Below are 14,077 nucleotides of genomic sequence, written 5' to 3'. Positions count from 1 at the left end.
CGCCCTTGGAACAATTGCCCGCAGTGCTGAGATTGCTAGTTCCTTAGTAGCGGGTCGGGTGATGCCAACCCGTTAAGTCTCACCTCGACCTGTAGCAGCTGGCGGAGCCTGCGTTCGGCGGCGTAGCAGTCGTAAATCCGGTTTGCACGGTTTTCCTGATGCACCGCGAGCGCTGATTTTACGACTGCTGCGCAGCCGAACGCAGGCTTCGCCAGCTGCTACAAAGGGTTGCGTCGCCGCTGGGTCACTTGTTCGCGGCGGAATCGACTCGGTTCATCTGTGCGCGTTCGTAACGCGGATACAGATGGCTGACGCTGCGGATCAGCTCGTAGCGGCTCAGAGTGATCCCGGCGAAACGCTCGGGAATGGGACTGCGGATCATCTCGGCCATGTCGCTGCCATTGGCGGCACCATCGCGCATCAACTGGTGGAGCCAGCTGAGGTAGTCACGCATTTGCTCGAAGGGCTGTTGATCGCTGGCCACCGGTCCATGGCCGGGGACGATCAGCCTCCACGGCAAGCCTTGAAGGGTGGCGATGTCCGCCAGCCACACCGCCAGCCCCGGACTGTTGGGCGTGGTCAGCGCCCGTTGGTAAAACACCAGATCCCCGGCAAACAGCACGCCGGTTTTCTGGTCGAGAATAGCCAGATCCGCGCCCGTGTGCCCACCCAGGCCCAGCAGACGCAGATCGTGATTCCCAAAACTTCGCACGCCGGGCGTCAGCGTCCGGGTCGGCAACACCACTTCGGTGCCGCGCATCCAGTCGCCCACCAGGCGATACATGTTCTCGGCCATGGCATCGCCCTGCTGATGCAGTAGCTCAGTAGTGCCGGCCAGCGCACCAATCGGCACGTCACTGAAGGCCTGGTTGCCGAGCACATGATCAGGATGATGATGGGTCAGCAGCACCTCAATCACCGGTTTTTCAGTGATCGCGGCAATCGCCTTGCGCATCGCTTCGCCGTAGCGTTTCGACGGCCCGGTGTCGATCACCACCACGCCACGCTCGGTGACGATGAACACGGTATTGACGATGTTGCCGCCGTTGGCCTTGGCGAAATTGTCGGTGCTGCCTTCCAGCAGCCAGGTGTCTTCGGCGATCTGTCGGGGCTTGAGTGAGTAGTCGAGTTCGGCCAGGGCCGGCAGGCTAAAACCGATGAACAACAGCAGCATCCAGCGCATCACGCGCTCCTTTGGGTCAGGGTATGGCCGCATCGAATTGATTGCCGCTGTTGTCGCGCAGCAACAGGCGCGTCTGCCCTGCCCCTTCGATGTCGAAGGTCAGGTTGGGGTTTTCGCTGACAGCGGGAAACAACTCCAAACGAGCCAACAGCTGATCGTTCTGATCCCGCAGTTCGGCGTGGTTGATGAAGAACTCTGGAATGCCGCTGACCATGCCGTTGTCCATCGGATGCGCCACCTGCAAGCGCACGCGACTGAATTCGCCACGGGGATATCGACCGCCCAGCACTTCGCCGATGTGGTCCTCCCAGCCCGGCTGAGTGCGCACCACACTCGGCGCCGTGCAACCGCCGCCCGCCGCATCGATCAGAGTCGAGCCGACATGCCACAACCCGTCACGGGTCAGCACGGCCGCGCGCAACGGCGTAGCCTGTTCGATACGGATGCGGATCGACAGCCAGGGCAGTACGCGGTCGAGCGGCTGGAAATCGACGATTTTTGGCAAGGGATTGAGTTCGGCCCAGGCGAGAATTTTCACCACCTCGCCCTTGAACGCCCGGGCGTCGATTTCCAGCGGTACCTGCCGGGCATCTTCGGCGAACGGCGGTGCCAGCAGCTTGACCCGGTCGTCGAACACGAACGGCGCATCGCCGAGCATTTGCTTGTGATAGAAGGCCCACATCACCGAGGGTACCGGGTCTTTGCCCGGGTCGATGTCCACGGCGTGCGCGGCGATGGGCAACCAACAGGCCAACAGACAACTCGCTCGCCAGTTCACTATTGATACATCTCGGGCACGTCATAGCGCAGGCCGTAATGACCATAAATGGTTTTGACTGCGCCCTCGCGAATCAAGGTTTCCAGCGCCTCCTCCACTGCATAGGCCAACTGACGGTTGCTTTCATGCACCGCCATGCCGATCTCCCAGAGCTGCTTGCCCATGTTCGGATAGGCGTTTTCCGCCAGCGCCACTTGCGGGTCCGCCGCTTCATGCACTTGCCAGTCGATCTCGCCGCGCATGGCCATGACTGCGTCGACTTCACCGGCCTTCATGGCCGCGAAAGCCTGTGCCACACCAGGGTAGTGATGGGTTTTTCCAGCGAGCATGCCGCTGAACACCGAGGTCAGGTAGAACGACGGCACGCTGTCGACTTCGACCCCGATCGGGTGGTGCTCGAACACGGCGACGCTGCCCACCGACTCCAGCCGGCGGCGGTCATAGGCGACCTGCCATTGTTCGTTCTGGTACGGCCCGAACATCACCACATGGCCGTTTTCCAGCTCACCCAGTTCATTGCGCTTCTGCGCGTAATCGCGATCGTACGGCACGCGCATCATCAGGTCGGCCAGTTGCAGATCGTGCAACTGACTGGCACGCCAGATGTAATCGCGCAGGTCGTCGTCGAGCTTCTCGCCGGCGGGCGCCCAAATCAACGTCAGCCGCACGCCGAGAGCCTTGGCCAACGCTTCGGCGAGTTCGACATCAACGCCACGGGCCTGGCCGGCGTCTTCAAAACTGTAGGGGGCGAAGTCCTTGTAGACCGCTACTTTGAGCTCCCTGGCGGCGATCATTTCGTCATAGGTACGAACCTGCGCCTGCACTGCCTGGCAGCAGAGCAACACAGCACTGATCAACACAGCGAGCAGGCGCATGGGTTACTCCTCGACGTGAACGGTGTCCAGGTAAGTGCGTACCGCCCACAAGGCTTCCTGGCTCAGGTAGTCGGCCATCTTCGGCATGTAGACCCGGCCGTCACGCACGGCGCCGTGGCGCACGCGTTCGACGAACCATTCATCACCCGCCTCGGCGACATCCAGCATGCGCAAATCGGGGGCGATGCCGCCGGATTTGGCTTCCAGGCCATGGCAGGCCGCGCAGTTCTGGTTGTAGGCCGAAGAGCCGATTTCCACGGCCTTATCGTGTTCCGGGGTTGCACGATAAGGGTTCACCGATGCCCAACCATCGGCATCGACCGGTACGCCAGCGTCCTTGATCGGGGTCAGGCCCGGGGTGGCGACAGCCTGGGGGACCACGTTGCCGTGGGCCCAGACGGAACCTGCGCTGATAATGCCGGCCAGCAGACCGGCAACGAGTAAGGCGTTGCGTTTTGTTGTCATTGTTATGCCCTCTTGATTGCACGCAAAACCTCTTTGAAGAGGCTATGGCACCCATCTTAGGAAGGGCTTCGCGCAAGCCCCATGCTGCTTTGGTGGCCGCCGTCTAGTTCCTTGGTAGTAGGGCGTGTGGCGCACATCCAAATACAGCCGCGGATCGCTAAAACCGCGCCGCCCCGGGCGAGTTACTACCTTGGTACTGGCTCACTGGTACTTTCTGCATATTTCCTTCTGCCTCACAGCGTTCCTATGCTGGCGCTACCTGTAATGGAGTGCCTTATGCGCCAGCTTGCCCCTTACGCCCTGATCTATCTGTTGGCGATTGCCTGCGCCGCCGGGCTGGCGACCCAGAGTCAGGCTGCGGACGCGCCGTTGCAGGTGCAGATCGGCTACCTGGGTTATCGCCCTGATCCGGGCCCGTTGCTGTCGAACGTCATTTCCGAGCCGGTCGATGCCGGTTTGCGTGGCGCCGAACTGGCGATCACTGACAGCAACAGCACCGGGCGTTTCCTCAACCAGAGTTACAGCCTGGTCAGCGCCAACGTCGACAATCCGGATGCCCTGGTCGAAGCGGCCAAGGCCCAGCATGAACAAGGTCTGCGCCTGTTTGTGGTGAATGCACCGGCGCAGAGCCTGCGCCGGCTCAGCGCGGTGTTACCCGACAGCTTGCTGTTCAATGCCGGCAGTCCCGATGACAGCCTGCGCAGCACCGATTGCTTGCCGAACGTTCTTCACAGCCTGCCGAGTCGGGCGATGCTCGCCGATGCGCTGGCGCAGTTTCTGGTGGTGCGCAAATGGCAACGGGCGCTGCTGATCGTCGGCCCGACGCCGGACGATCAGGCCTACGCCGCCGCCCTGCGCCGCGCCGCCAAACGCTTCGGGTTGAAACTGGTCGCGGAAAAAGCCTGGAGTTTCGACAACGATCAGCGCCGCAGCGCCCAGGCCGACATGCCGCTGTTCACCCAGACCGCCGAGTACGACGTGGTGCTGGTGGCAGATGAACGCGGTGATTTCGGCGAATACGTGCCCTACCAGACCTGGTACCCACGGCCGGTCGCCGGCACTCAAGGCCTGACCCCGGTGGGCTGGCACAAAACCGTGGAAACCTACGGCGCCGCCCAGTTGCAGAAACGCTTCGAAGCCCTGGCCGGGCGCTGGATGAATGACCGCGATTTCGCCGCCTGGATCGCCGTGCGCAGCATCGCCAGTGCGGTGAGCAAACTGCGTCAGGTCGATCCGATGGCGATCCGTACGCTTGAGATCAGCGATCAATTGCCGCTAGACGGTTTCAAGGGTCGCAAGCTCAGTTATCGGCCGTGGAACGGCCAGTTGCGCCAACCCATTCCCATCGTGCAGCCCCGTGCGTTGGTCAGCACTTCGCCGCAAGACGGCTTCCTGCACCCCTTCAACGAGATGGACAGCCTCGGCTACGACAAGCCCGAGGTCAGCTGCCGCTTTCCCTGATCCAACTTTCCACAAGAACTACAACAAAAAGGAATCCACCATGCGCCGCACCCTGCTCTGCCGCTCCCTGCTTTTCTGGGCCCTGCTGCTTGCCGCCGGGCAGGCCGCGGCCAGCACCGCCTGGGTTTCCAACGAAAAGGACAACAGCCTGAGCCTGATCGACCTGCAGACCCTGCAAGTCAACGACACCCTGCCCGTCGGCCAGCGCCCCCGCGGTCTGCTGTTGTCCCACGACAACAAGCTGCTGTACATCTGCGCCAGCGACTCGGACCGGGTCCAGGTGATGGACGTGGCCACCCGCAAGATCATCAAGGAACTGCCCTCGGGCAAGGATCCTGAGCAGTTCGCCCTGCACCCCAACAATCGCTGGCTGTACGTTTCCAACGAAGACGATGCGCTGGTGACGGTGATCGACACCGAAACCTCCAAGGTGCTGAGCCAGATCAACGTCGGCGTCGAGCCCGAAGGCATGGCCGTCAGCCCGGATGGCAAGTGGGCGGTGAACACCAGCGAAACCACCAACATGCTGCACTGGATCGACACCAGCACCCAGACCCTGGGCGACAGCACCCTGGTGGATCAACGACCGCGCTTCGTCGAGTTCACGCCGGATGGCTCGAAGCTCTGGGCCTCGGCGGAAATCGGCGGCACGGTGACCATTCTCGACGTCGCCACCCGCAAGATCCTCAAGACCCTGACCTTCCAGATCAAGGGTGTCCACCCGGACAAAGTCCAGCCGGTGGGGATCAAGCTCAGCGCCGACGGCAAGTACGGCTTCGTCGCGCTCGGCCCGGCCAATCATGTGGCGGTGATCGACGCCAAGACCTTCGAGATTCTTGATTACCTGCTGGTCGGCCGGCGTGTCTGGCAGATGTCGTTTACCCCGGATCAAAAACAATTGCTGGCCACCAACGGCGTCAGCGGCGACGTGTCGGTGATCGATGTCGACAGCCTCAAGGTCACCAAGTCGATCAAGGTCGGGCGTTATCCGTGGGGCGTGGTGGTGACCCCATGAACGCACTGGAAGTCAGCGAGCTGAGTTTCGCTTATGGTGCGAAAGAGGCATTGCGTCAGGTGAGTTTCAGCCTGGCGCCTGGCCGTTTCGCTGCATTGCTGGGGCCAAACGGCGCGGGGAAATCCACGCTGATTGCCCTGCTCACCCGGCTCTACGATGTGCAGCGCGGAGACATCCGGGTCGGCGGCTGTTCGTTGCGCAACGCGGCGCGTCCGGCGCTCAAGCAATTGGGTGTGGTGTTTCAGCAAAGCACATTGGATCTGGACCTCAGCGTCGAGCAGAACCTGCGCTATCACGCCGCACTGCATGGGATGTCCCGACGTCAGACCAGCCTGCGGGTCGACGCCGAACTGGCACGTCAGGCCTTGACCGAACGCCGTCGCGAGCGGGTTCGCGAACTCAATGGCGGCCACCGTCGCCGGGTGGAAATCGCCCGCGCGTTGCTGCATGAACCGCGCCTGCTGCTGCTCGACGAGGCCAGCGTCGGCCTCGACCCGGCCAGTCGGCTGGCGCTCAATCAGCACATCCGCAGTTTGTGCCGCGAGCAGAACATCAGCGTGCTCTGGACCACCCATTTGCTGGATGAAGTGCAGCCCAGCGACGACTTGTTGATCCTTCATCAGGGCCGATTGGTCGCCAGCGGACAAGCCGACGCCCTGAGCCTGGAACACGGCGGCGACCTTGGTTCGGCCTTCACTCGACTGACGACTTCAGGAGCCGCCCAATGAATGCCTACTGGCAATGTTTCAGCGGAATCGTGCTACGCGAATGGCTGCGTTTTGTGTTGCAGCGCACGCGGTTTCTCAGTGCACTGGTGCGGCCGTTGCTGTGGCTACTGGTGTTCGCCGCCGGTTTTCGCGCGGCACTCGGGATCGCGATCATCGAGCCCTACGACACCTACATTCCCTACGAGGTCTACATCATCCCTGGCCTTGCCTGCATGATCCTGCTGTTCAACGGCATGCAAGGTTCGCTGTCGATGGTCTACGACCGGGAAATGGGCAGCATGCGCGTGCTGCTGACCAGCCCCCTGCCCCGGACTTTCCTGCTGTGCAGCAAATTGTTGGCCACCTCGTTGATCTCGCTGTTGCAGGTCTACGCATTTCTGGCGATTGCCTGGATGTACGGCGTGCAGCCACCGGCCATGGGGCTGTTGATCGCCTTGCCGGCGTTGCTGTTGGTGGCGTTGATGCTCAGCGCGCTGGGTTTGTTGCTGTCCAACGCAATCCGTCAGCTGGAGAACTTTGCCGGGGTGATGAATTTCGTGATCTTCCCGCTGTTTTTCCTGTCGTCGGCGCTGTATCCGCTGTGGAAGATGCGCGAGTCCAGCGAGTGGTTGTACTGGTTGTGCGCGTTGAACCCGTTCACCCATGCGGTGGAACTGGTGCGGTTTGCCCTGTATGAACGCTTCAATCCGTTGGCGCTGGCGGTGTGCGTGGGGCTGACGCTGGTGTTTTCATTGCTGGCGGTGCTCACCTTCAACCCGCAACATGCGGCATTGCGCAAATCCAGCTAACAACACAGAACAGGGTGAAATTACTACTTTAGTACTGCTTTACCTGTCTATCGTCGCATTCCAATCGCACCGAGACTGGCATGTAATAGGTTCATAACTATAAGGATTGAACCCCATGCCGCGTGCCCGACGTCGTCTGCTGCGCCCTTCTCTCGCTGCGCTATCGCTGAGCCTGTTGCTGGGCGCCGCGCAGGCCGAAACACCGCTGTTTTCCGCCGACGGCTATCGCATCGGTCTGTACCGCAGTCCGACCCCGAATCAAGTACAAGGGGCCGGCATCATCGATACCGCGGCCCTGCAAATCCTGCTGACCCAGACACCGCGTCCGGTGCTGATCGACGTCTACCGCCGCCAGTGGTTGCAAGGACGTTTCATCGAGGACCAGCCCCACGAAAACCTCCCCGGCAGCCATTGGCTGGCCAATACCGGCGACGGTGACCTGACGCCCGGCTGGCAGGACTATTTTGCGCGTAAGCTGAACTCATTGACCGCAGGTGATCTCGCGCAACCGCTGGTCTTCTACTGCCGCTCTGATTGCTGGCTGAGCTGGAACGCCGTGAAGCGCGCCGCCGCCATGGGCTATAAGACGCTGTATTGGTATCGCGACGGCCTGGACGCCTGGCAGGCAGCCAACCTGCCCGTAACGCCGGCCCAGCCCGAGCCCTTTCCCTGACCTTTACGCTTGCGAGTTGTTGCCACACCCTAATCAAAATAATGAGGTGAAAGGCTATGTACAAAATTCTGATTGCCGACGATCACCCGCTGTTTCGCGAAGCCATTCATAACGTCATCAGCGACGGTTTCCCCGGCAGCGAGGTGATGGAAACCGCCGACCTGGACAGCGCCCTGGTGCTGACGCAGGAACACGACGACCTGGACCTGATCCTGCTCGACCTGAACATGCCCGGCATGCACGGCCTCAATGGCCTGATCAACCTGCGCAACGAGGCGCCGACCATTCCGGTGGTGATCGTCTCGGCCGAACAGGACAAACAAGTCGTGCTGCAAGCCATCACTTATGGCGCGGTGGGTTTCATCACCAAATCCTCGCCACGGGTGCAGATGACCGAGGCCATCCAGCAGATCCTCAACGGCAATGTCTACTTGCCGCCGGACATCATCCGCACACAAAAATGCGGTACAAGGCGCATGAACGATGCCCCGAGCTTCCCACCTGAATTGCTCCAGGCCTTGACCCGCAAGCAGTTGCTGGTGCTCGAACGCATGACCAAGGGCGAGTCGAACAAACAGATCGCCTACACCCTGGAAATCGCCGAAACCACGGTCAAGGCCCACGTCTCGGCAATCCTGCGCAAACTCAATGTGCACAATCGGGTGCAGGCGATTTTGAGTGCCGGGGATATTGATTTCGGGTCTTACTTACGGCGTTGAGACCGCGTCGACTCCATCGCGAGCAAGCTCGCTCCCACAATTGACCGAGTCGAATCAGATCTAGTGTGGGAGCGAGCTTGCTCGCGATGGGGCCAGCACTGACACCAGAAAACTCAAGGCCTACCGAGCAAATGACTCATCGCCGTCTTCAGCTTCATCGGCCGCACCGGCTTATGCATCAAGGTGTGCCCCAACTCACGGATCTGCAACTTGAGTTCATTGCTGTAATTGGCAGTAATCATCATTGCCGGAATGGCCGAGCCGCGACGGGCGTTGATCCGGGCCACGGCATCGACGCCGTTCTGATCGTCGTCCAGGTGATAGTCGGCAATCAGCAAATCGGCTTCTTCGTGATAGTTGTCCACTTGCCGCGCCAAGTCCTGCTCCGACAGTGCCGTGACCACCAGACACCCCCACCCTTCGAGCAACGTGCGCATGCCGGCGCATATGGCCGCGTCGTTATCCAGCACCCACACCCGCGCCCCACGCAGACGTTCAAGCATCGGTTCACTCATCAGCAGACTCGGTAGCGCCTTGGGTGCCGTAGTACTCAAAGGTACTTCGACGGAAAACACTGAGCCCTTGCCCGGCCACGAACGCACGTGAATGCGGTGACCGAGAATCCCGGCAATCTTCTCCACGATCGCCAGCCCCAGACCTAACCCGCGATCCTGATCTGGACGCTGTACATCACCGCGTTTGAACTCCTGAAAAATCTCCTCAAGGCGGTTTTCGGCGATACCCATGCCGCTGTCCCAGACCTCGATCGACAGGCGCTGGTGATGACGCCTACAACCGAGCACCACACGACCGCTGTAGGTGTAGCGAATGGCGTTGCTCAGCAGATTTCGAAGAATCCGCGCCAGCAACTGAATGTCGCTGCGCACCAGCGCGGAACAAGGGATGAAATGCAGCTCCAGGCCTTCGCTGCAGGCCACCTGGGTGTACTCGGCCGCGAGGTTTTCCAACAATTCGCTCAGGGCAAACGGCGCAATGTCGGCCTTGATCACCCCGGCATCCAGTTTGGAGATGTCGACCAGCGTACCCAGCAGGCTCTCCACATCTTCCAGGGAGTTGCTGACATTACGCACCAAAATCGCATTGGCCACCGGCTCCCGCCGTTCGAGCAACGCGCTGGTAAACAGCCGCGCGGCGTTGAGCGGTTGCAGCAGGTCATGACTGACGGCGGCGAGAAACTTGGTCTTCGACAGGTTGGCCTGCTCGGCCTCGAGTTTGGCTTCACGCAGGCGAGATTCCGCCCGCCGACGCTCGTCGATCTCACGCAGTAATTGGTCGTTGAGCGTGGTCAGTTCTGCCGTCCGTTCGCGCACCCGCAACTCAAGATTCTGATAGGCCTGGTGCAGCGCCTCGGCAGTGCGGCGGCGTTCGGTGATGTCGCGGATCAGCACGAAGATCCCCACCACTTCCCCGGTGGCCAGGCGATTGGGTACGTAGGAGCGCAGCATGTAGCGCTCCTGGTTGTTGATGTTGGTTTCGGCGAACTCGAACGTCACGCTCTCACCGGCCAAGGCCCGGGCCACGTAGGCTTCCAGGCGCTGGTAATGCTGTTCGCTGTGGACTTCGCGCAGGCTCTGCCCAAGCATCACGCCCCGAGGCCAGCAGTACCATTCTTCATACACCTTGTTGGTGAACTCGTAGACCAGATCGGCATTCAGGTAGGCAATCAACGCCGGCACATGGTCGGTGATCAGGCGAATCCAGCGCTCGCTTTCGCTCAGCGCTTCGGCGTGTTGGTAGCGTTCGGTGATGTCGGTGAAGGTGTTGACGAAGCCGCCGGTGGGCAACGGGTGGGTGCGGATTTCCAGCACCCGGCCATCGTAGAGGCGCTGCTCGCATTCCTGCACGTGCCGCCCGTTTGCATCGCGACTGGCCGGGGTCAGCAGGTTCAACTCGCTGTCGCCGATCACCTCGGCGAACGGTCGATGAGCCGCCACCGGCGCCAAGCCACTCAGTTCGAGGAAACGTCGGTTCCACAACTCCAGAATGCCCTCGGCGTTGACCATCGCCACCCCTTGAGACAGGTTGTCGACCGCCCGTTGCAACAAATGGGATTTCTGCGCGACCGCCTGCTCGCGGCGCACGGTTTCGCTGAGTTTAACGTCGGTAATGTCGGTGAACAGGATCACCCGCCCGCCTTCCTGAGTCGGCCGTTCGCTGACTTGCAACCAGCGACCGTCTTGCAGGCGATAGAGCAGGTTTTCGTCGGCGTGACCCCGCGGCTCTTCAGTAAACAGCCCGGTGGCGGACATCAATCGCTTGACCTCGGCCAGGCGCATACCGGCGTTGATCCGCACTCGGCTGTTGCCCCAGAAGGCCTTGAAGCGGCTGTTGAACAAGACGATTCGCTGGTCCGCATCGAACAGCACAAACGCATCGGAAATGCTCTCGATCGCATCGATCAAATGCTGATGCGCGGTTTCCGCGCGCAGCCGTGCCTCGCTGAGCAAGTGATTGCCCGACTTGAGTTCGGCCATGGCCTGGTTCAAGGCGTCGGTGCGCTCACGCACCTGCTCGGCCAGCACCACCGAATGCTGGAACGCCGCGTAGGGGTCGTTGCCGCGGGTGATGCCGGACTCGATCCGCTCGATCAGCGCGCCATTGATGCGCTGCAGTTTGTGGTTGTCGCGCTGCAGGCTGGCGATCTGCGCTTGAAGATCAACGGTGTCCAGGGGACCGGCCTCGGGCAATGGCAACCCCGGTGAAGGTCTGGTTGATATGCATGCCATTGAACTGTTCTCCGTAGGTGTTGAAACCCATAACCCGTTGGTCACGCAAAAACGTTCCAATCTGCTCCAGACTGCCGCCGTCTTCCAGTTCCAGACGCCTGAGAAAGCAGTCGCAGCCGATGGTCAGCAACAGGTCGCCGAGGCGCTCCTGCAAGCCTTCGAACAGGGTTTGCAGGTTCGGCAGCATCGGGCCGGGCGTCATGACGGTGAGGACGATGCCGTTTTCCACCGCGCAGTAGAAACTCAGGCTCAGGTCCGGATGAACCTGCTGGATCGCCCGCACGTAATACTGATCGTTGATCCGCACGGCCAAGGGGTGCGCGGCGAAGATCCGATGATCGAGCTCGGCCACCGGCACACCGATGTGCCGGGCGTACTCCTCGGCGGCCGGCTCGGCATTGAGTTCAAAGACCCGGCGCGAGGCGCTGTCAGCCCCGGTGACCACCAGTTTTTCCGCCCGAGGCAAGATGTGGTGGGTGGTGAAGACTTCGAAGTCGAGCCAGGTGTTGACCAGCACCACCACCGCCGCGCCGCTGTGGAACCCGCCATTAAAATAGACGTGGGTGTGGGTCAGGTAATTGTCGTCGCCGGCCGAACCGCCGAAATGCGGAATGTCGCCCAACGCCGCGCTCAGGGCCGCAAGGACCATTTCTTCACGACTGGACAAACCATCGAGCAGGGTCAGCGCAAAGCTGTTGCCCTTGATCGGCGCCAGGGTGTTGCTGCGACAGCCACTGACCAGTCGCTCGACCATTTGCTGGGCGTCGATAAGGCTGAAGCGCTCCATCTCGGAAATCAGTTCGGCGTCGATGGAGAAATGCCGATGGTCGAAGCCCACCGCGGTCACGCAGTTGCGACCGTAGCCCAAGGGCGTGATTTCCCCGGCGCTGGTGCAACCCACCAGGCGAATTCCGCCGAAGCTTTGTTGCAAGGCCTGGCCCAGCGCCTGCAAGTCGTACTCGGCGGAACAGAAGAACAGCACGAAGCCCAAGTGCGGATGCAACAGTTGTCGCGCCAGCTCCTGGGCCACCTGCTGGGCATCGGTGGCCTGGGACATTGCACTGACCACACCTTCATTCTGGACCTGCTGCATCGTCGCCTCCCGCAGGTGCGCATGTATGAGGTTCGAGTGTACGAAGCCTGTGAGCTGCTACGTATGCTACTTGGGTAGCGGGTAGCCGCTTCGATGGGATGAGAGTCTGTAAGGTCATTAAGGACGACTCAAACTCTGGAGCAGCTGTCGAGCACCGCGAGGCAGCGTTCGGCGGCGAAGCCGTCGTCATCCCGGCTGACGCGGTTTGCCTGAAAAAACCAGGTTGGAGGTTTTACGACGGCTTCGCCGCCGAACGCTGCCTCGCGGTGCTCGACAGCTGCTACAGATCGGGTATGGCTCTGGTCGAGGGGTTACCAGGTCAGCACCGCCCCCACCGCAAAGGTGTCGGTGTCTTCGTTCTGGTCGCTGGTGTCGTGGCCGTTGATTGCGAACTGGTTGTACTCGGCCACCAGCTTGAGGTTGTCGTTGACGTCATGGAACAGCGCAATGCCGCGTGTTTCGTAGTCCGCGCCGCTGCCGACCACGCCATTGCCGTCGTCGTTGGTCTTGCCGTAAGACAAGGCCAACCGGTTCTTGCCCAGTTTGTAAGAGCCCTGCAGCAAGTAGCCGTCACTGTCGACGTTGCGCAGGGTCGGTTCGCCGGCGTTGTTGGTGAAGAACGGGTTGATGCCCTTGGCCTGGAAGCCGGAGCCGGTGAGGGACAAGCCGCCCATTTTCGCCTGCACGCCATAGCCGACGCCTTTGGAGGTGACGGACTCGACGGTGGAATCGGTATTGTCCGACGTCTGGTAGCTGCCGTTGACCCAGCTGTAGATCTTCGCCCCGGCAACGTCGAACTGATAGGTGATCTCGCTCTCGGTGCGCGGATTCTCCTGATACGCCTTGCCCAATGGACTGCTGTCGTTGGTGTCCACCGGATCCATGATCCCCACCGCCACCCGCAAGCCCTCCATCACCGGCGTGCGATAGGTAATCTGCGACGTCGGGAACGGATACGGATAGCCCGTGCCGATGTTGCCGAACGACACACCGCCACCGTCCACCAGCCCCAGGGAATCGCTGACCTGGCCGTAACCGGCGAGCATTTCATCCAGCAGGATGTTGGAGCGGGCGAACAGGCCGAAGTCCTTGCCGATCAGCACTTCGCCCCACTCCGGGTTGGCCACGGTGCCGTAGAACTGCCGCACGTCGATGGCGGTATCGGTGCCGTTGGTTTCGCTGTCGTTGATGGTCACCCAGAAGGAGGACCGGGCGCCGAGCTTGAGGTCATCGACCTGCTTGCTCATGTTGAAGCCCAGGTAGTTGGGCAGAAAACCCATTTTGACCCGCGCCTGCTTCCGGTCGAACTGGTCGCCGGCACGGTCCACATCGCTGTTCACATAGAAGGCGTTGATGTAGCCGTCGGTGGAAAACGTGGTCTGGTCCTTGTCGTACAGCATGATCTCGGCCTCGGCCATCGAGCTCAAACCGAGGGTCGACAGGCTGGCGATGAAGGCAGGCAAGAAACGATGCTTGATGTTCTTATTGTTGTGCATGACGCGCTCCGCAGCGGGGGACTGGATGTCGGAGGCGATTATCGAAAGCTGACCGG

13 protein-coding genes are annotated in these 14,077 nt (G+C 61.2%); 6 read left to right on the top strand and 7 right to left on the bottom strand.

The features are described 5' to 3' along the window. Positions 1-244: 244 nt before the first annotated feature. Genes ACIQU2_RS02435 through pedF form a run of 4 tightly spaced genes read right to left on the bottom strand, consistent with a single transcriptional unit; the run spans position 245 to position 3,301 of the window. Positions 245-1,183: a quinoprotein relay system zinc metallohydrolase 1 gene (locus ACIQU2_RS02435; RefSeq protein ID WP_403138235.1), complete on the bottom strand. Its 939-nt coding sequence runs from the start codon at positions 1,181-1,183 to the stop codon at positions 245-247. Positions 1,184-1,199: 16 nt separating this feature from the next. Continuing rightward, positions 1,200-1,961 (bottom strand): quinoprotein dehydrogenase-associated SoxYZ-like carrier, encoded by a 762-nt coding sequence (locus ACIQU2_RS02430; RefSeq protein ID WP_403138233.1) that lies wholly within the window; start codon positions 1,959-1,961, stop codon positions 1,200-1,202. Next, a complete protein-coding gene (locus ACIQU2_RS02425; protein WP_403138230.1) occupies positions 1,961-2,836 on the bottom strand; it encodes a substrate-binding periplasmic protein in 876 nt (291 codons plus the stop codon). The genes ACIQU2_RS02430 and ACIQU2_RS02425 overlap by 1 nt, the downstream gene beginning before the upstream one ends. Positions 2,837-2,839: 3 nt before the next feature. Further along, the gene (gene pedF / locus ACIQU2_RS02420; RefSeq protein WP_403138227.1) at positions 2,840-3,301 is read right to left on the bottom strand and encodes a cytochrome c-550 PedF; all 462 of its coding nucleotides are present in this window, start codon (positions 3,299-3,301) and stop codon (positions 2,840-2,842) included. A 276-nt stretch (positions 3,302-3,577) separates the two neighbouring features. On the opposite strand from pedF, the gene ACIQU2_RS02415 reads away from it, so the two are divergent. From ACIQU2_RS02415 to ACIQU2_RS02390, 6 genes are all read left to right on the top strand, one after another. Next, positions 3,578-4,762, top strand: coding sequence for an ABC transporter substrate-binding protein (locus ACIQU2_RS02415; RefSeq protein ID WP_403138224.1), 1,185 nt, complete (start codon positions 3,578-3,580; stop codon positions 4,760-4,762). 40 nt (positions 4,763-4,802) lie between these two features. Further along, a complete protein-coding gene (locus ACIQU2_RS02410) occupies positions 4,803-5,777 on the top strand; it encodes a YVTN family beta-propeller repeat protein (RefSeq protein WP_403138221.1) in 975 nt (324 codons plus the stop codon). Beyond that, positions 5,774-6,505 carry an ABC transporter ATP-binding protein gene (locus ACIQU2_RS02405; RefSeq protein ID WP_134421671.1) on the top strand — a complete coding sequence of 244 codons (732 nt, stop codon included), beginning with the start codon at positions 5,774-5,776 and terminating at the stop codon, positions 6,503-6,505. Before ACIQU2_RS02410 ends, ACIQU2_RS02405 begins: the two co-directional genes overlap by 4 nt. Further along, entirely contained in the window at positions 6,502-7,293 is a 792-nt protein-coding gene (locus tag ACIQU2_RS02400) for an ABC transporter permease (RefSeq protein WP_403138218.1), read from the top strand. The genes ACIQU2_RS02405 and ACIQU2_RS02400 overlap by 4 nt, the downstream gene beginning before the upstream one ends. 115 nt (positions 7,294-7,408) lie before the next feature. Next, positions 7,409-7,966: a PQQ-dependent catabolism-associated CXXCW motif protein gene (locus tag ACIQU2_RS02395; RefSeq protein WP_403138215.1), complete on the top strand. Its 558-nt coding sequence runs from the start codon at positions 7,409-7,411 to the stop codon at positions 7,964-7,966. 56 nt (positions 7,967-8,022) lie between these two features. Next, complete coding sequence (locus ACIQU2_RS02390) at positions 8,023-8,685, top strand: response regulator transcription factor (protein ID WP_008149733.1); 663 nt, start codon at positions 8,023-8,025, stop codon at positions 8,683-8,685. Between the two features lie 113 nt (positions 8,686-8,798). Here ACIQU2_RS02390 and nahK read toward each other — a convergent pair whose 3' ends face one another. From nahK to ACIQU2_RS02375, 3 genes are all read right to left on the bottom strand, one after another. Then, a complete protein-coding gene (gene nahK, locus ACIQU2_RS02385; protein ID WP_403138315.1) occupies positions 8,799-11,393 on the bottom strand; it encodes a hybrid sensor histidine kinase/response regulator NahK/ErcS' in 2,595 nt (864 codons plus the stop codon). After that, on the bottom strand, positions 11,362-12,525 hold the full coding sequence (nosP, locus tag ACIQU2_RS02380) for a nitric oxide-sensing protein NosP (RefSeq protein WP_403138212.1): 1,164 nt from the start codon (positions 12,523-12,525) through the stop codon (positions 11,362-11,364). Before nosP ends, nahK begins: the two co-directional genes overlap by 32 nt. A 311-nt stretch (positions 12,526-12,836) precedes the next feature. Then, positions 12,837-14,021: a porin gene (locus ACIQU2_RS02375; RefSeq protein WP_403138209.1), complete on the bottom strand. Its 1,185-nt coding sequence runs from the start codon at positions 14,019-14,021 to the stop codon at positions 12,837-12,839. Positions 14,022-14,077 lie beyond the last annotated feature (56 nt).

Source organism: Pseudomonas sp. NPDC098740 (genome assembly GCF_044760065.1).
GTDB lineage: Bacteria > Pseudomonadota > Gammaproteobacteria > Pseudomonadales > Pseudomonadaceae > Aquipseudomonas > Aquipseudomonas rossensis.
Note: the sequence above shows the minus strand (reverse complement) of the source record. Positions and strands in the feature narration are given on the sequence as shown.

What these genes read in the sequence shown, in the direction of transcription:
- ACIQU2_RS02410 (WP_403138221.1), top strand. Translation starts at nt 4,803, where the DNA reads ATGCGCCGCACCCTGCTCTGCCGCTCCCTGCTTTTCTGGGCCCTGCTG.
- ACIQU2_RS02395 (WP_403138215.1), top strand. Translation starts at nt 7,409, where the DNA reads ATGCCGCGTGCCCGACGTCGTCTGCTGCGCCCTTCTCTCGCTGCGCTA.
- ACIQU2_RS02405 (WP_134421671.1), top strand. Translation starts at nt 5,774, where the DNA reads ATGAACGCACTGGAAGTCAGCGAGCTGAGTTTCGCTTATGGTGCGAAA.
- nosP (WP_403138212.1), bottom strand. Translation starts at nt 12,525, where the DNA reads ATGCAGCAGGTCCAGAATGAAGGTGTGGTCAGTGCAATGTCCCAGGCC.
- pedF (WP_403138227.1), bottom strand. Translation starts at nt 3,301, where the DNA reads ATGACAACAAAACGCAACGCCTTACTCGTTGCCGGTCTGCTGGCCGGC.
- ACIQU2_RS02425 (WP_403138230.1), bottom strand. Translation starts at nt 2,836, where the DNA reads ATGCGCCTGCTCGCTGTGTTGATCAGTGCTGTGTTGCTCTGCTGCCAG.
- ACIQU2_RS02400 (WP_403138218.1), top strand. Translation starts at nt 6,502, where the DNA reads ATGAATGCCTACTGGCAATGTTTCAGCGGAATCGTGCTACGCGAATGG.
- ACIQU2_RS02415 (WP_403138224.1), top strand. Translation starts at nt 3,578, where the DNA reads ATGCGCCAGCTTGCCCCTTACGCCCTGATCTATCTGTTGGCGATTGCC.
- ACIQU2_RS02375 (WP_403138209.1), bottom strand. Translation starts at nt 14,021, where the DNA reads ATGCACAACAATAAGAACATCAAGCATCGTTTCTTGCCTGCCTTCATC.
- ACIQU2_RS02435 (WP_403138235.1), bottom strand. Translation starts at nt 1,183, where the DNA reads ATGCGCTGGATGCTGCTGTTGTTCATCGGTTTTAGCCTGCCGGCCCTG.
- ACIQU2_RS02390 (WP_008149733.1), top strand. Translation starts at nt 8,023, where the DNA reads ATGTACAAAATTCTGATTGCCGACGATCACCCGCTGTTTCGCGAAGCC.